The organism is Vibrio sp. 1S139, assembly GCF_041439475.1.
GTDB lineage: Bacteria > Pseudomonadota > Gammaproteobacteria > Enterobacterales > Vibrionaceae > Vibrio > Vibrio crassostreae_C.
On record NZ_JBGOOD010000052.1, the window covers coordinates 1 to 16,814 of the forward strand.

Genomic DNA, 16,814 nt, shown 5'->3' on the forward strand with positions numbered 1-16,814 from the left:
CAGATGGTTCACTCGTTAAGCGGTGAACAACGCTTCATACGACCTCAGGTCGCACAGACAGAAATGGATCAGGCTAGGACAGCCCAGCAACAAGGTGTTAGAAAAGGATAGCCAAAACTCATCAGGACGATGAACAACAAACAAATTTGGCATGGAAAGCACCAATAACAAATGGAGATTTGTGTACCAAGTTGAGTATGCAAATTTTGGCCGATATAGGCAGATTTAGAGAGCGATAGGTTTTCCTATCGCTTTTTTTATTGATTTGATGAAAAAACACCCAATACCTATCCACTATAAACTCAGTTTCTGGTATGTTTCGCATCCCTGTTTAAGGATGTGCTATGTATACTTGTCCCTTATGCCATCACCAAGGCGTGAATCACTATTTTGAAGACAAACGCAGAGCCTATCTGCAGTGTCAGCAATGTGAACTGGTATTTGTTAAACCTGAACAAAGGTTAGAAGCAAAAGAAGAAAAAGCACACTATGATCTCCATGAGAACGATCCTAGTGATGCAGGCTATCGCCGCTTTTTATCTCGCATCGCGGATCCACTAACAGACAAAATTTCATCTAACTCACACGGGTTGGATTTTGGTTGTGGCCCAGGCCCTACGCTATCTATTATGTTAGAAGAAGCCGGACACACCATGGAGTTGTACGATATCTATTACCACCTAGAACCCTCTGTGTTGGAAAAAACGTATGACTTTATGACTGCCACGGAGGTGATAGAGCATCTTTATCACCCAGACAAAGTGTGGCAGCAATGGTTGAATTTAGTTAAACCCAAGGGCTGGATTGGTCTTATGACTAAACTAGTAATAGACGTAGACGCGTTTGCTGGTTGGCACTACAAGAATGACCCGACACATGTCGTCTTCTTTAGTCGTCAAACATTCCAGTTTTTGGCAGAGCGGGATAAGCTCGAACTAGAATTTTTTGGAAATGATGTAATTTTACTGAGGAAAGTGCAGTAATGGGTCGTAGTAAGAAATCAAGAAAGCCGGGAGCACTTGGCGCTCCGGAGCCTATGGTTACTCGTAACCGTAGTGAATCTGATGTTGAAGGTCGTGAACGTAAGCGTGTTAAAAAGCGTAAAGGCCTTAAGTCTGGCAGCCGTCACTCAGATGGTAGCGAAGCAAAACAGCGTAAAGCTGCACAAGCTCGTGATCCACGTTTAGGCAGCAAGAAAAAAATTCCGCTGATCGTTGAACCAGCGAAGAAGCCGACTAAACAAGAGCGCAAGCTATCTAACGAACAAGAGTTAGAGATGCTTGAGAATGACGCTCAACTGAACACACTCCTAGATCGTATCGAAAATGGTGAAAACCTAGGTGCTGGTCTACAGAAGTTTGTTGATGAGAAACTTGATCGTATCGAACACCTAATGGGCCGCTTAGGTCTACTAGAGCCAGAAGACGATGAAGAAGAGATCTTCGAAGAAGCACCGGTTGCCTCTAAGAAGAAAGCGAGCTCTGACGAAGACTTGCTATCTCAATTCGAAGATTTCGATTTAGACAGCTTTAAAGGTTAATAGCCAGTGAACGTAACCTTATTAGCAATTGCTGGTGGAATTATCATTCTCGGCTTGGGCTCTTACGCAGGTTACCTTCTACTTCAAGTGAAGAAGCAGACGGAGTTGCAAAAGCAGCATCAAGCACTAGCCATTGAAAAACGCAACGCGACGATTTACGAAAACGTAAATACTTTGTGCTTAGCGGGCATTCAAGGGCAATGTGACTTACCTGAGATCAGTATCCGAGTGTGTATCATTATGGATAATGTTCAGGGTGATGAGCGTGTCGATTTTGATTCTGAGTATCCTGCTCTTTCTGAGCTGTACCATATCGTAAAAGATATGGCTCGCGGAGAGGCAAGACAGGAACTGACGAAGAAAGAGCGCATGCAGCAGAATCTCACGCGCCATAAGGCAGAGACTCGCTTGAATGATGCGGTCATTGAAGATCTGAAAAGGTTGCAAGAGAAGGTTAAACCTCTCAACAACCAAATTAACATTCAGATGATCTAGTCGCTAAGACTATTTAAAATAGAGGCTTGTTTAATACAGGGTGTTCTTGAGACACCTTATCTTTATAGATAGTGTTAAATGAGCCTTCTTACCTTTTGCGTCTCGTTAATCCCGACGCTTTGTTAGTGATCAAGCTAGCAGTTCTGAGTTTTTGTCTAAAAAATTGATTTTGTCTTGGAACGACCTTACAGGTCGTGTGGCAAAATAACCCGTCTATATTTTAATGTATGTAAAATGATTTGAGAGACCTTAGGTTCTCGCGGATCTAAATTGGAAATACCGCAATGTCGAGCAAGCCAGTAACAACGAATCAGCAAATCGTTTGGGATCAAGAGATCTTAAACAAGTACAACTATTCGGGACCTCGTTACACCTCATACCCAACTGCGTTGGAGTTTCATGAAGCGTTTACCGTCGCTGATTACGACATGGCGTGTACTCAATATCCTGAGCGTCCACTCTCTCTTTACGTGCATATCCCGTTCTGCCACAAGCTTTGTTACTACTGTGGTTGTAATAAAGTCATTACTCGTCACTCGCATAAAGCGGATGAGTACCTTGATGTGATTGAACATGAAATCCGCCAACGCGCCTCTTTATTGAATGGCCGTGAAGTGACGCAATTGCACTTCGGTGGTGGTACGCCAACGTTCTTGACCAAAACACAAATTACTCGCTTGATGATGATTCTGCGTGAGGAATTTAACTTCACAGCTGACGCTGAAATCAGTATTGAAGTTGACCCGCGTGAGATTGAGCTAGACGTACTTGACCACCTGCGTAACGAAGGCTTCAACCGCCTGAGCATTGGCGTGCAAGACTTCAATAAAGAAGTGCAGAAACTGGTTAACCGTGAGCAAGATGAAGAGTTCATCATTGCGATGGTTAAACGTGCGAAAGAGCTAGGCTTCCGTTCAACCAACCTTGATTTGATCTATGGCTTACCAAAGCAGACTCAAGCTTTGTTCGCGGAAACATTGAAGCAAGTGTTAGAAATGAAACCGGGTCGTTTATCGGTATTTAACTACGCACACATGCCGCAACTGTTTGCCGCGCAGCGTAAGATTAAAGATGAAGACTTACCTGAACCAAAAGAGAAAATGGCAATCCTCCAAGATACCATTGAAACTTTAACGGGCGCGGGCTACCAGTTCATTGGTATGGATCACTTTGCTCTGCCTGAAGACGAGCTAGCAGTAGCACAGCGTGAAGGTATTCTGCATCGTAACTTCCAAGGCTACACGACCCAAGGTGAAGCTGACCTAATTGGTTTCGGTGTTTCTGCTATCTCAATGGTCGGTGATGCTTACGCTCAAAACCAGAAAGAGCTGAAGAAGTACTACGCTCAAGTGAATGACCTGCGCCACGCGCTTTGGAAAGGTGTTGCTCTAGACAGTGACGACCTTCTACGTCGTGAAGTGATCAAACAGCTTATCTGTAACTTTAAGCTTGATAAAACCATGATCGAATCTGAGTTCTCGGTTAACTTTAATCGTTACTTCAAAGAAGATTTAGGGCTATTGCAAACCTTCATCAACGATGAGTTGGTTGAAGTCGACGACAAAGAAATCCGCGTGACTTTGCGTGGCCGTTTGTTGATTCGTAATATCTGTATGTGTTTCGATAAATACCTACGTGCCAAGGCTCGCCAACAGCAGTTCTCTCGTGTGATTTAATCGTTCGATTGAGAATAAAAACATAAAAAATGCCAGCATTATGCTGGCATTTTTGTATCTGTGTCTTGCTAACGGAAGACTTTCTACCTGACTAGGTGACGCCCTTTTTGGTGCTTTGTTTACTTTTGGTAATTTGTTTGGCTTCGTTATTCGGTTGAGCGTTGGTATTCTTTTGAACATTGATGAGATCGGTTGGCCACTGATCAAATGGAACTGGACGACTGTATAAGAACCCTTGAGCCAGTGGGCATTTTAATTGCTTGAGGAGTTCTGCCTGTTGCTGTGTTTCAACGCCTTCTGCCACTAAGCTCACTTTGAAACCTTTGGTGATGTTAACGATGGCCGCGACGATTGAGCTGTCTAGGTTCTCTTTTTCGAGCTTGCTGACGAAGCTACGATCGATCTTTAAGCAATCAAATGGCAGTTTGTGTAAGTAAGCCAGTGACGAATAGCCGGTACCAAAGTCATCAATCGCAATTGATATCCCTAGTGCTTTTAGAGTCAGCATGTTATCGATGATGGTCGGGTCGTTGTCGACGATGCGTGATTCGGTGATCTCTAGTGTCAGGTTGCTTGCTGGCAGATTTGTGTCACGTAGCGTGCCTTTTACTTGTTCAACAAAGCCACTTTCACTCAGTTGATCGACCGACAGGTTGACGTGAATAGAGAAGTCCTTGCTCCATTTTCCTGACTCAATTGCGATGGCAGTATCGCGACACGACTTATGTAGAATTTGCTTGCCGATATCGTAAATCAGCCCGCTCTCTTCCGCGAGAGGAATGAACTCGAGTGGCGAGATCACCCCTTCATCCGTTATCCAGCGAGCTAAAGCTTCTGCTCCTATGGTCGAGCCAGATTCCAGATCAATAATAGGCTGATAAAACGGTTCGAACTGTTGAAGCTCAATCGCTCGGTTCATCCGCGCTAACATCTTGGTGCGATGTCTCGATGCTTTGCCCATTTCAAGGCTATAAATACATACACTGGTTTTATCTTGTTTCGCATTGCTCAATGCAATGCTGCTGCTGCGTAGCAGGAGTGTAATGTCGTGAAGATTCGAGACATTCACTATCCCCATCGATACCTTAATCACCACGCTTTCCGATTCCATTGAAAATGGGGAAGCGAAGGTTTGAAGTAAGCGGTTAGTCAGCAGCTGAACATCATCGCTTTGCGTTACGTTTGGCGCGTAGATGGCAAACTCATCACCACCAGTGCGAGCTAGTAGGTATTCGGATGGCAGTGTGCCTCTTAAACGAGCGGCCGCAATGATAAGTAGCTGGTCGCCATTGTAATGACCTAGGCTGTCATTGATGTCTCGGAAGCGATCAATACCAATCAAATACAGTGTGCCTTTTTCGTAGTCGGGGTGTTTCTTGGCAGCGTCAATAAAGCCTTCACGGCTGTATAGCTTGGTTAATGAGTCATAGGTAAGTTGAGACTGTAATGCATGAAACGAAGCCTTTAAGTTGTTGGTCATTTCATTGAATGACTCGACCAACATGCTGGTTTCATATATATGCCCTGTTTTTGGCATGCTCGCGTCCCAATCGCCCTTAGCAAGGCGTTTTGCCGCATCCGCTGTCGAGGTGATGGGTTGCGCGATTAAAGGCAATTAATCCTGCAATGACCCCAATGCAGCTCAGTGCTAGCCCAAGCAACCAACTGTTTCTTTGATTTTCTGGCAATTCACCGAGCAGATTGCTTTCAGGGATCGACACCCCAATAAACCACGTGAGCCCGTGCTCATCTTCGTATGGGGTGATTTGGTTGAAGTAGCGTTCGTTGTCTAGGCTAAAACTAAAGCGCTGCTCGCCCAAATTCTCGATTAGGTGGAATTGCTCTACGTAGCTAGCACTCTCACGTATGACTGGATTAGCACTCTCTGTTGCTAGTTTGCGTTGCCCTTTGTTGGTTTGTCCTGTGCCCCATGAAACGACACTGTCTCCGCCTGAGTGCGCGACCAAGCGTTGCTGCTTATCGATGATGTAAACAGAGGCATCCGTTCTATCTTTGAGCTTTCTGAGAAACGCATTGAAGGTATTGATTTTGATGTCGCTGACTACGACGGCTTTGAATTCATTATCATCATAGATAGGCGCTAGAGCAGATAAGGTGATTTCTTGACGTTCGTCAGCATTGGCATAAATTGGTGACCATAACGGTTTTTTCTGTGTCGCAATGGGTGTGTACCAAGGACGGATTCTAGGATCGTAACCTGAAATCACCGATCGAATGTCTTCACTAATTTTGCTGCCACGGTAAATGACCAGCTGATCATTGGTGCGTTCGTCTTGCACCATCAAGGTGTAGCCTTTGTTGGCTTCTTTGCGGAAACCGACGTAGTTACCATCTTCAGAACCAAAGCCGATCGCATCGAGTTGAGGTACAGCAGTGTAATGGTCTGAAAACGTATAAAAAATATAGTCTTGGACCTTACTAAGATTGCCTGCTTGATAAAGATGGTGGTAGCCGATGTTATGGCTGAGCGAGAGGTTGGCGTGAAATGGCTTTTCTAAAAAATTAGACAGGCTTTGATGAACATTGTCAGTCAGTGATGTCAGCTGGCGTGCACTAACATCACTCACCATCTCTTTGTAGCTTAGCTTTTGAGTGAAAACCATTACACCCATAGTGAACAGAAAAATCATCACGAATGGCAGAACCACTGCGGTTCTCAAAGTAATTTGTGTTTTCAAAGACATCTTTAGCTACAACTTTGGTGAATAGTGTACTGTAATTGTACCGACACTATTCAAACCAAGCGACACTTTTTTGGTTAAAAAGTAGCTGCATCGAGAATCATATAAGGTCTAGTACAGTTCTTTGAGTTTACGAGTTAGGGTGTTTCTTCCCCATCCCAAAACCTTAGCTGCATCCTGTTTATGACCATTAGTGTGGTGGAGTGCAGCTTCTAGCAGTATACGTTCAAATTCTGGCAGAGCATAAGTTAGCAGCTCTTTTTCTCCTGAATCAAGCGCACACTTTGCCCAATTAGCGAGCAGTTGTTGCCAGTTATCTCCAGTTCCTGAGGTGGTCACCACTTTTTCTTCTAGCAGCTCTGGTGGCAGGTCTGAAGGAAGAATTTCGCTGCCGCTGGCCATCACGGTAAGCCAACGACAAATGTTTTCAAGCTGACGCACGTTACCCGGCCAATTGAGCTGGTTGAGCTTCAAAATGGTCTCAGGATGCAGTGTCTTCACTTCAACACCGAGCTCTTCGGCGGCGGATGCTAGGAAGTGATGAGTCAGCTTTTCAATGTCTTGTTTACGTTCGCGAAGTGCTGGGATATGGATTCGGATAACGTTGAGTCGGTGGAAAAGGTCTTCACGGAAGTCGCCTTCATGCACTAAGCGCTCAAGATCTTGGTGGGTTGCGGCAACGATACGAACGTCTACCTTAACTGCAGAGTGACCGCCGACACGATAGAACTGACCATCAGAAAGTACACGCAACAAGCGAGTTTGGATATCGAGTGGCATGTCACCGATCTCATCCAGAAATAGGGTGCCGCCGTTGGCTTGTTCAAAGCGTCCTTGGCGAACGCTGTTAGCACCGGTAAAGGCACCTTTTTCGTGGCCAAACAGTTCAGACTCGATCAGATCTTTGGGGATTGCTGCCATGTTCAAGGCAATGAAGGGCTTCTTAGCTCTTGGGCTGTGACGATGCAGAGCGTGAGCGACCAATTCTTTACCGGTACCCGATTCACCATTGATCAGCACGGATATGGATGAGCGAGACAAACGGCCAATCGCTCGGAAAACCTCCTGCATTGCCGGTGCTTCACCGATGATTTCTGGCGCGTTGGTGTCTTCAGCGACCTCACTGGCTTGTTCGCGTTTCTGCTCTTGGCTGTGCGCGATCGCTCGTTCGACTAGAGTCAGTGTTTCATCAATATCGAACGGCTTTGGAAGATATTCAAAGGCGCCTTTTTGATAAGCATTCACCGCCGCATCAAGGTCTGAGTGCGCGGTCATAATGATCACGGGCAGGTCGGGAGAGCGTTGATGAACCTGATGCAACAGCTCAATCCCGTCAATGCCGGGCATGCGAATGTCAGACACCAATACGTCCGGTGTCTCGCGCTCAAGCGCAAGCAACACGCTCTCAGCATCAGCAAATGTTTCACACTTAATATCCGCAGATGAAAGTGTTTTCTCTACTACCCAGCGGATAGAGCTGTCGTCATCGACGACCCAAACGTATCCCTTACTCATAATTCAATTCCTTTGCAGCCAAATCTATTGTGATAATCATTGTTGTTTTTATGATGTCTTAATCTTTGTGTTACCGAGCTAAGCCTTTCATCTCGCTGTCCAATAGCGAGGTTCTTATGACCTAAATCGGTAGATAAATCGTGAATGTGGTGTTGCCTGGCCAGCTTTCAACATCAATTTTCCCATTGTGTTGATCGATCAGGTTTTGAGAAATCGATAGCCCCAGCCCTGTTCCACCTTCTCGTCCGCTGACCATTGGGTAAAACAGCGTGTCTTTTAAATCATCGGGGATGCCCGGACCGTTATCGCTGATCTCAATACGAGCTGCGAGTTTGTGTCGCTGCCCGTGAATATTTGCTTGATGCACCGTTCTGGTGCGAATGGTGATTTTGCCAGAATCTTGAGTCTTTAGAATCTGCGCTGCATTGCTCACGATATTGAGCATCGCTTGTTCAACCTGTGCCGAATCCATCAAGATGTCCGGTAGGCTCGGGTCGTAATCCCTTTCGATGGCGAGCGTTGAACCCGATTCGAGCTCTACGAGCTGCCTGACTTTCTCAAGTATCTGGTGAAGGTTCTCTTCTGATTTAGTCCCCGGCTTCTGTGGGCCAAGCAGGCGGTCGACTAATGCTCTTAAGCGGTCGGCTTGCTCAATAATGATCTGCGTATATTCATTAAGAGACTGATCAGGAAGCATTTTCCCAAGTAACTGCGCCGCACCTCTTAAGCCACCTAGTGGATTTTTGATCTCATGTGCTAACCCGCGTACCAGCAACTTAGCCGCTTGTTGTTGTGCATGTTGGTTGAGCTCTTGGCTAAGGCGTCTTTGCTGGTCTATCTTGCGCATCTCAACCAATAACAGCGTCTCTCGCTGCCAAGATATTGGGCTAACCGTGACTTCAAGCATCAGTGGGCGGTTATCAACAACGAAGGTAACGTCACTGTCGGTAATGCTCTGGCCACTTTGTAGCGGTTGCGTCAACAGTGCCAAATCAAGTGAAGCGTGTTGGATAAGTTGGCTCAGTGGATGATCAACGATGCGTCGTGCGCTCTGTGAAAAGAGCTGCTCAGCCGCCGGATTTGCGTATCGGACATACAATTGCTCATCGAGCATTAATGTCGAAGTCACCATATTGTCGAGAATGGCGCTGGAAAGATGGTGTGTATCTATGCTGTCGCTTTTGGCTGATCGATTCACTATTTCGTCCTTGAACTGGTGTTTTTCTCACTGCACCAAATTGGTGCGTAGCTAAGTTCAAGTATGGCGCATATCAACCAGAAGCTAAAGATAATTCATTAGAGTCGCTGAAAGCTGCTTCGATTAGGTGAAAAGTAGAGGTTATTTGGCCTCTTTTAACACATTGGCCTACTTGAGCGTCGCTCGATGTAAATACACGGTGACTGGACTAGTAGATGCAATAAGCTTGCCGCTTCTATGTGCTTGAATTGCAATGGTGTGAGTACCTCGATCGATACCTTTTAATTCCCAAATAGGTTGGGTCTGTGGGGCGCCATATCGACGGCCATCGAGCATCAATTGTAATTGCTCACCTATACCAAGCTTTCGGTTGAGTTCTATCTGAATCGGGATTAAGCCGCGATTACTACGAATGGTTTGATCATGAACTGGAGTCAACATGGTGAGGGCTAATTGAGTAGGAACCTCGCGCTTTGTGGTTTCGGTTTCTGCCTGGGTTTTAGCTGGCGTTTTAGTTGTAGAGGAAGCTGCGGCGTCAACCGGAGTCGAGGCCTCAAATTTAGGGGCGGGTGCTGAAGCTTGCACATCTGGCAGGCGAAGAGCCTCGGCATCTTGAGCGCTAGGGTTATCACTAAAGTGGAGCACGCCATCTTCATCTATCCAGGTATACACCGTTTGAGCAGAGCACGAGAGCGCGACTGTTAACCCGATTAGGAACAGTATGTTTTTCATATCTTTAGCCTCTTTTCACCGCTAGGTGATTTCACGTTTGGCGTTGGTTTTATTGTATTTAGCGCGACAGCCTCTGAGGGCTTTTGTCTAAGGTATGGTACGAGGAAGCGGGGGGAGGGAGAATATAAAAAAGGCCCGCCTGCGAGGCGAGCCTAATATTTAGTCAGCGATTCTTACAAGGTTGCAGTAAGAAATGGCTTATCTCTACAGGAGATTAAACTGAGTAGTACAGTTCAAACTCAAGTGGGTGTGTAGCCATGTTCACGCGTTGTACGTCGTCAGATTTCAGAGTGATGTAAGAATCGATGAAATCGTCAGAGAATACGCCGCCAGCTGTTAGGAACTCACGGTCTTCGCTAAGCGCTGCTAGAGCTTCTTGTAGAGATTCTGCAACTGTTGGGATTTCAGCTGCTTCTTCTGCAGGAAGGTCGTATAGATCTTTATCCATAGCTTCGCCTGGGTGAATCTTGTTCTTGATGCCGTCAAGGCCAGCCATAAGCATTGCTGAGTAGCATAGGTATGGGTTAGCTGCTGGGTCACCAAAACGTAGCTCGATACGACGTGCTTTAGGGCTTGGTACTACTGGGATACGGATAGAAGCAGAACGGTTACGTGCTGAGTAAGCAAGCATTACAGGTGCTTCGAAACCAGGTACAAGACGCTTGTACGAGTTAGTTGATGGGTTAGCAAACGCGTTGATTGCACGAGCGTGCTTGATTACACCACCGATGTAGTAAAGAGCCATTTCAGATAGGCCGCCGTACTTATCACCAGCAAACAGGTTAACGCCGTCTTTTGCTAGAGATTGGTGAACGTGCATACCAGAACCGTTGTCACCAACTAGTGGCTTAGGCATGAATGTCGCTGTTTTACCAAATGCGTGAGCAACGTTGTGTACAACGTACTTGTAGATTTGAGTTTCATCAGCTTTCGCTGTTAGCGTGTTGAAGCGAGTAGCGATTTCGTTTTGACCCGCAGTTGCTACTTCATGGTGGTGAGCTTCAACAACTAGGCCCATCTCTTCCATTACTAGACACATTGCTGAACGGATGTCTTGAGATGAATCTACTGGAGCTACTGGGAAGTAACCGCCTTTAACGCCAGGACGGTGACCTTTGTTACCGCCTTCGAAGTCAGAACCTGTGTTCCAAGCTGCTTCTACGTCATCGATCTTGAAGAAAGAACCAGACATGTCGTTTGAGAACTTAACGTCGTCAAATAGGAAGAATTCTGGCTCTGGACCAACTAGAACTGTGTCTGCGATACCTGTAGAACGTAGGTACTCTTCAGAACGTTTAGCGATAGAGCGTGGGTCACGGTCGTAGCCTTGCATTGTTGCAGGCTCAAGGATGTCACAACGGATGTTTAGTGTTGCGTCTTCTGTGAATGGGTCCAGTACAGCAGATGCTGCGTCTGGCATCATTACCATGTCAGATTCGTTAATGCCTTTCCAACCAGCTACTGAAGAGCCGTCAAACATTTTGCCTTCTTCGAAGAAGTCTGCATCAACTTGGTGAGAAGGAATAGAGATATGCTGCTCTTTACCTTTTGTATCAGTAAAACGTAAGTCGATAAATTTAACTTCGTTCTCTTGGATCAGGGATAGTACATTTTCTACTGACATCTTGGATAACCTCCAGTGTTATTAATTCGGTATTAGCTCGATTCGGTTGAAACTAGCATTGATTAATGTCTATAAGTGCATTAATCGATGCTGATTTATCTACTGCCAAAAACGTGCCAAAAAAATTATTCCATTAATTTCAATGATTTACTTGTTTTGCGATTTTTCTTAATCTGGTTTTTGCACCAAAATGATCTCTAGTTGCACTTTATTGGTGCAACTGTTTGTCTGTGCACCAATATGAGACATAAGCGAGCACCATTCAGCAATGAATTGCCTAAGTTGTCAATCCACTTTTGTTATTTTGCGGGAGATTTGGCTCGCCACTCGTAGGTGATACTTTTTTAGAGTCCTACGAATTTGGCTGCTCAACACTGTACTGAATCAAAGTTAAGCGGATATGAATCGCTAATAAAGAAAAAAGCCTTGGTTCAGATCACATATTTCTGGGTTTTTGTCTAGAATCTGGTATATTATTGACCGTTTTTTAAATCAAGCTAGCGGTTATTATCCAAACTTTTGAGATAAGTGACGGCTACTTTTATGAGTGAATCGAGAATCCATGTCTACTCCACAGATTGATAAGTTAAGAAATATCGCGATCATCGCGCACGTTGACCACGGTAAAACGACTTTGGTTGATAAACTGCTACAACAGTCAGGCACTCTTGAGTCTCGTGGTGAAGCTGAAGAGCGTGTCATGGATTCGAATGACATCGAAAAAGAGCGTGGCATTACCATTCTTGCTAAGAACACAGCAATCAACTGGAATGATTACCGCATCAACATCGTAGATACTCCGGGACACGCGGACTTCGGTGGTGAAGTTGAGCGTATCATGTCTATGGTTGACTCTGTTCTGCTTATCGTTGACGCAGTTGATGGCCCAATGCCTCAAACTCGTTTCGTAACGCAAAAAGCATTCGCACACGGTCTTAAGCCAATCGTTGTAATCAACAAGATTGACCGCCCAGGCGCTCGTCCTGATTGGGTTATGGATCAAGTATTCGACCTTTTCGACAACCTAGGTGCTACTGATGAGCAACTAGACTTCACAGTTGTTTACGCTTCAGCTCTAAACGGCTGGGCAACAATGACTGAAGGCGAAACTGGCGAGAACATGGAACCATTGTTCCAAGCTGTTGTTGATACAGTAGACGCGCCCGCAGTTGACCTTGACGGTCCACTACAAATGCAAATTTCGCAACTTGATTACAGCTCTTACGTAGGTGTTATCGGTGTTGCTCGTGTTACTCGTGGTTCTGTTAAACCAAACCAACAAGTAACTATCGTCAATGCAGAAGGCAAAAAACGTAACGGTAAAGTAGGTACAGTTCTTGGTTACCTAGGTCTTGACCGTCACGAAGTTGAGCAAGCTAACGCTGGCGACATCATTGCAATCACTGGTCTTGGTGAGCTGAAGATTTCAGACACTATCTGTGACCAAAACAATGTTGAAGCAATGACTCCGCTTTCTGTTGACGAACCAACAGTAACAATGACGTTCCAAGTAAACACTTCTCCGTTCGCGGGTAAAGAAGGTAAGTTCGTTACTTCACGTAACATCCTTGAGCGTCTAGAAAAAGAACTAGTACACAACGTTGCACTACGTGTTGAAGAAACTGATAACCCGGATCGCTTCCGTGTTTCAGGTCGTGGTGAACTTCACCTGTCTATCCTGATTGAAAACATGCGTCGTGAAGGCTTCGAACTAGCTGTATCTCGTCCAGAAGTTATCATCAAGAAAGACGAAGATGGCAACCTAACTGAACCGTTTGAAACTGTGACTATCGACGTGCTTGAAGAGCACCAAGGTGGCATCATGGAAAACATCGGTCTACGTAAAGGTGAGCTAACTGATATGTCTCCAGATGGCAAAGGCCGTGTTCGCATGGACTTCATGATGCCTTCTCGTGGTCTTATCGGTTTCCAAACTGAGTTCCTAACTCTAACGTCTGGTTCTGGTCTTCTTTACCACTCATTTGATCACTACGGCCCTCACAAAGGCGGCGTAATCGGTCAACGTAACAACGGTGTTCTAATCTCGAACGCAACTGGTAAAGCTCTGACTTACGCACTATTCAACCTACAAGAACGTGGTCGTCTATTTGCTGAGCACGCGGATGAAGTATACGAAGGTCAAATTATCGGTATTCATAACCGTTCAAACGACCTGACAGTAAACTGTCTGAAAGGTAAGCAGCTAACGAACGTTCGTGCATCTGGTACTGATGAAGCACAGGTTCTTTCGCCACCTATCCGTCACACTCTAGAGCAAGCTCTTGAGTTCATCGACGAAGACGAACTAGTAGAAGTAACGCCAGTAAGCATTCGTATCCGTAAGAAGCTTCTTACTGAAAACGAACGTAAGCGTGCAGCACGTCCAGCTAAGGCTTAATTGCCAGCTGACTAGCTTCTAGCTAAGTAGATAAGAAAGCCCCGAGTAGCCTAGCTGCTCGGGGCTTTTGTTTTTTAGTTTGTTTAGATACGGTTAAACGAGATACGAAGAGTGTTTAAGTCTTCGTCATCCTCAAGAGGGAGGAACGACCGAGTTGGGGATCTAGCTTTTGATACATAAGTAACGCTCAACGAATTGAAGCCGTTCTTCGACTGGCATAAACGGCACTTCAACCACCTCATAGCCAAGTTCTTGGTAGACTCTTTCTAACGCGTGGTGAATCTCTAGCGCCTCCTCAAACGGATAAGGTCTCACATCATCTTGTACATAAATTGAAGCCTCAGGGCGACAGAACAACACTTGGGGGTGATAACCTTGGCTCGCTTCTCGGTAGGTTGTGTTTATCTCTAGTTTCGCCTGAGCCAAATAGCCACAAATGTCTGGAATGGCACGATCGAGAAAGGCAACAGGATGCTGACTGGCTTGGTCTTTTTGTTCGCTCATGACGGTTAAACATAGGCGTGCAAAGCCCGGAAGGTCTAACCAAGGTAAGATACCGTTCTCAAGTTGGCTCTGCTGTTCGATTAACTGGCGAGAGGACTCTGCGAAGGTGGGGTAACCCGCATCACCCAAGGCATTGATCAGTTTGGTTTTTCCGGCGCCAGGGCCGCCAGTAATAATGATTGGGTTCATACGGGCTTATGTTTATTTGTGTCTACGGGCGTTATTTTTGGTTCAACTGAGCTAGGAACTTATCCGATTCGGCGATCGCTGCATTCATCTGCTTAATCGCGTAGGCGATGTCTTTTTCTAAGCTCATAAACTCGCCCTGCAGTGAACCGACAGCGCTCGCATTGAGGTTGTGCTTCAAGTAAAGCGTATTGTCGCGAAGGGTATTGAGCACGGGGTCCATTTTCTTCTCGGCGCGCTTCATTGCTGACAGCATCGTTTGGTAAGACGATTTAGTTTCACGAAGCTTTTGCTCACTCGAGCGGCGCAGTGAGTCACTGGTGTAGAGATCTAATTCACTCTGCCACTCTTCAAACAGCGCATCCGACACATCTTCAATCGCAGCAATGCGATCACTGACATTTTGCGCGGCTTTCTCGCTGTCTTGGTATTTATCGTTGATTTGGTTGTACATGTCTTCAAGGTCGCCGCCACTGAAGTTAGTCAGGCTGCTGAGTGCTTCAAGTGCGCTGGTAAACTCTTCCTGAGCATCCTGCTGTGACTCTTTAGCGTCTTCCACTCTATCGACCATAATGTCACGCTTGTGGTAACCCACTTGCTCCATGGCGGAGTAATAAGCTGACTGGCATCCAGTAAGAGTAAAAATAGAGAGGACTATAACTATTAAATAAGGCATCCTAGTTTCCTATAGTTAAATAATATCAATCGTAGTAAATAACTGCTCAACCTAGCTTGTTAAAATGCTCGATAACAGCGTTAGAATTTTTGATTGTAGAATAACTACTTATCAAAAAACTCTGCCTTGTTCTCAAGCCTTTTTCCTACGCTATTTTTGAACCCTTACTTACTGTGATTAATACAACGGAATATTAATTAGGACTATGAACGAGTTACAAGGGAGTTACAAGTTGAAGATAAAAAAGGTCGCCACACTCAGTATTCAGTTTTCTCGCTATCTTTTGGCGCGAATGACGCACGATAGAGTCAACGTGAATGCGGGCTACTTGGCGTACATTACTTTGCTCTCGATCGTACCGATGTTGACGGTTCTGCTCTCTATCTTGTCGTCATTCTCCATCTTTGCTGATGTTGGTATCGTGATTCAAAACTTCGTTATTACCAACTTTGTTCCCGCGTCTGGGGATGCCGTACACGGTGCCTTGTTAGAGTTCGTTGCCAATACCGGAAAAATGACGGCGGTCGGTAGTGTGTTCTTGTTCATTGCGGCACTGATGTTGATCTCGAATATCGATAAGAACCTAAACTACATCTGGCGTGTTAATGAGAAGCGACGTGCGGTATTGTCGTTCTCAATGTACTGGATGGTGCTAACACTTGGGCCGATCTTGGTTGGGGCGAGTATTGCTGCCACTTCGTATGTGACATCGCTCAGTCTGCTACAAAATGAAGTCGTATCTGGCGCCTTTAATACCGTAATTCGCAAACTGCCTTTGATTATCTCTTTCTTTGCGTTTTTCGGTCTGTACCTGTTGGTTCCCAACAAAAAGATACACTTTTCTCATGCGGCTGCAGGTTCTCTAGTGGCGGCTCTGTTGTTCGAACTCAGTAAGAAAGGCTTCGCGGCCTACATTACTCAATTCCCTTCTTACCAGTTGATTTATGGCGCATTGGCGGCGATTCCCATTCTTTTTGTCTGGGTTTATTTGTGCTGGTTGATTGTGCTGGTGGGTGCTGAGGTGACCGCTGCATTGGGTGAGCAGGAACAGTGGAGTGACTCGAAAGAAATGGTACACTCTTCGGATAACGACAAAATCACAGAGCAAGGAAACAACAGTGATAGCACTGATCCAGAGAGTAAGTGAAGCTGCCGTCCGTGTTGATGGCGAAGTAGTTGGTGAGATTGAACAAGGCTTATTAGTTTTGTTAGGCGTAGAAAAAGGTGACGACGAAGCCAAAGCCAAACGTTTGATGGAACGAGTGACCACTTATCGTGTCTTTGGAGACGAAGACGATAAAATGAACCTCAACGTGAAGCAAGTAGAAGGTAAGGTATTAGTGGTGTCTCAATTCACTCTGCCGGCCGATACCAAGAAAGGGACTCGAGCAGGGTTCTCTCGTGGTGCTCACCCAGAAGATGCTGAGCGTCTTTATAACTATTTCTCTGACCAGTGTGAATCAGTGTTACCAACGGAACGTGGCCGATTCGCAGCCGACATGAAAGTGTCTTTGGTTAATGATGGCCCAGTGACATTCTGGCTGCAGGTTTAGGCTTAAAGGAATAAG

The 16,814-nt window shown here is 45.6% G+C and carries 13 protein-coding genes and 1 pseudogene; 7 read left to right on the forward strand and 7 right to left on the reverse strand.

Annotated elements, in window-relative coordinates:
* Positions 1-344 precede the first annotated feature (344 nt).
* From ACED46_RS16225 to hemN, 4 genes are all read left to right on the forward strand, one after another.
* Positions 345-983 carry a class I SAM-dependent methyltransferase gene (locus ACED46_RS16225; protein ID WP_371721912.1) on the forward strand — a complete coding sequence of 213 codons (639 nt, stop codon included), beginning with the start codon at positions 345-347 and terminating at the stop codon, positions 981-983.
* Complete coding sequence (gene yihI, locus ACED46_RS16230) at positions 983-1,540, forward strand: Der GTPase-activating protein YihI (protein ID WP_017060163.1); 558 nt, start codon at positions 983-985, stop codon at positions 1,538-1,540. The genes ACED46_RS16225 and yihI overlap by 1 nt, the downstream gene beginning before the upstream one ends.
* Before the next feature lie 6 nt (positions 1,541-1,546).
* Complete coding sequence (locus ACED46_RS16235) at positions 1,547-2,035, forward strand: DUF2489 domain-containing protein (RefSeq protein ID WP_017060164.1); 489 nt, start codon at positions 1,547-1,549, stop codon at positions 2,033-2,035.
* A 284-nt stretch (positions 2,036-2,319) separates the two neighbouring features.
* A complete protein-coding gene (gene hemN, locus ACED46_RS16240; RefSeq protein ID WP_004735579.1) occupies positions 2,320-3,711 on the forward strand; it encodes an oxygen-independent coproporphyrinogen III oxidase in 1,392 nt (463 codons plus the stop codon).
* A 91-nt stretch (positions 3,712-3,802) separates the two neighbouring features.
* On the opposite strand, the pseudogene ACED46_RS16245 reads toward hemN, so the two are convergent.
* The 5 genes and pseudogenes from ACED46_RS16245 to glnA all read right to left on the reverse strand — a co-directional run bounded on the left by ACED46_RS16245 (position 3,803) and on the right by glnA (position 11,482).
* Positions 3,803-6,416 (reverse strand): annotated as a pseudogene (locus ACED46_RS16245) (EAL domain-containing protein).
* A gap of 108 nt (positions 6,417-6,524) precedes the next feature.
* Positions 6,525-7,928, reverse strand: a complete 1,404-nt coding sequence (gene glnG / locus ACED46_RS16250) for a nitrogen regulation protein NR(I) (RefSeq protein WP_017059224.1) — start codon at positions 7,926-7,928, stop codon at positions 6,525-6,527.
* A 121-nt stretch (positions 7,929-8,049) separates the two neighbouring features.
* The gene (glnL, locus tag ACED46_RS16255; protein WP_019826501.1) at positions 8,050-9,126 is read right to left on the reverse strand and encodes a nitrogen regulation protein NR(II); all 1,077 of its coding nucleotides are present in this window, start codon (positions 9,124-9,126) and stop codon (positions 8,050-8,052) included.
* 168 nt (positions 9,127-9,294) lie between these two features.
* Positions 9,295-9,858 (reverse strand): DUF4124 domain-containing protein, encoded by a 564-nt coding sequence (locus tag ACED46_RS16260; RefSeq protein ID WP_371721913.1) that lies wholly within the window; start codon positions 9,856-9,858, stop codon positions 9,295-9,297.
* A gap of 214 nt (positions 9,859-10,072) precedes the next feature.
* Entirely contained in the window at positions 10,073-11,482 is a 1,410-nt protein-coding gene (gene glnA, locus ACED46_RS16265; RefSeq protein WP_017059221.1) for a glutamate--ammonia ligase, read from the reverse strand.
* Positions 11,483-12,044: 562 nt separating this feature from the next.
* Between glnA and typA the strand changes: the two genes are divergently transcribed.
* Positions 12,045-13,880, forward strand: coding sequence for a translational GTPase TypA (gene typA, locus ACED46_RS16270; RefSeq protein WP_017070104.1), 1,836 nt, complete (start codon positions 12,045-12,047; stop codon positions 13,878-13,880).
* Between the two features lie 162 nt (positions 13,881-14,042).
* Here typA and ACED46_RS16275 read toward each other — a convergent pair whose 3' ends face one another.
* Positions 14,043-14,573 (reverse strand): AAA family ATPase, encoded by a 531-nt coding sequence (locus ACED46_RS16275; RefSeq protein ID WP_229648025.1) that lies wholly within the window; start codon positions 14,571-14,573, stop codon positions 14,043-14,045.
* A 31-nt stretch (positions 14,574-14,604) separates the two neighbouring features.
* Positions 14,605-15,246 carry a DUF2959 domain-containing protein gene (locus ACED46_RS16280; RefSeq protein WP_123285155.1) on the reverse strand — a complete coding sequence of 214 codons (642 nt, stop codon included), beginning with the start codon at positions 15,244-15,246 and terminating at the stop codon, positions 14,605-14,607.
* Positions 15,247-15,451: 205 nt separating this feature from the next.
* Here ACED46_RS16280 and ACED46_RS16285 point away from each other — a divergent pair, with 205 nt between their 5' ends.
* Together ACED46_RS16285 and dtd are read left to right on the forward strand one after the other, a co-directional pair.
* Positions 15,452-16,393: a virulence factor BrkB family protein gene (locus ACED46_RS16285; RefSeq protein WP_371721914.1), complete on the forward strand. Its 942-nt coding sequence runs from the start codon at positions 15,452-15,454 to the stop codon at positions 16,391-16,393.
* A complete protein-coding gene (dtd, locus tag ACED46_RS16290; protein ID WP_004735590.1) occupies positions 16,365-16,799 on the forward strand; it encodes a D-aminoacyl-tRNA deacylase in 435 nt (144 codons plus the stop codon). Before ACED46_RS16285 ends, dtd begins: the two co-directional genes overlap by 29 nt.
* Positions 16,800-16,814: the final 15 nt, after the last annotated feature.

Coding starts and splice junctions, on each gene's coding strand:
- ACED46_RS16225 (WP_371721912.1), top strand. CDS start 345: ATGTATACTTGTCCCTTATGCCATCACCAAGGCGTGAATCACTATTTT.
- yihI (WP_017060163.1), top strand. CDS start 983: ATGGGTCGTAGTAAGAAATCAAGAAAGCCGGGAGCACTTGGCGCTCCG.
- hemN (WP_004735579.1), top strand. CDS start 2,320: ATGTCGAGCAAGCCAGTAACAACGAATCAGCAAATCGTTTGGGATCAA.
- glnG (WP_017059224.1), bottom strand. CDS start 7,928: ATGAGTAAGGGATACGTTTGGGTCGTCGATGACGACAGCTCTATCCGC.
- ACED46_RS16260 (WP_371721913.1), bottom strand. CDS start 9,858: ATGAAAAACATACTGTTCCTAATCGGGTTAACAGTCGCGCTCTCGTGC.
- glnA (WP_017059221.1), bottom strand. CDS start 11,482: ATGTCAGTAGAAAATGTACTATCCCTGATCCAAGAGAACGAAGTTAAA.
- typA (WP_017070104.1), top strand. CDS start 12,045: ATGTCTACTCCACAGATTGATAAGTTAAGAAATATCGCGATCATCGCG.
- ACED46_RS16275 (WP_229648025.1), bottom strand. CDS start 14,573: ATGAACCCAATCATTATTACTGGCGGCCCTGGCGCCGGAAAAACCAAA.
- ACED46_RS16280 (WP_123285155.1), bottom strand. CDS start 15,246: ATGCCTTATTTAATAGTTATAGTCCTCTCTATTTTTACTCTTACTGGA.
- ACED46_RS16285 (WP_371721914.1), top strand. CDS start 15,452: ATGAACGAGTTACAAGGGAGTTACAAGTTGAAGATAAAAAAGGTCGCC.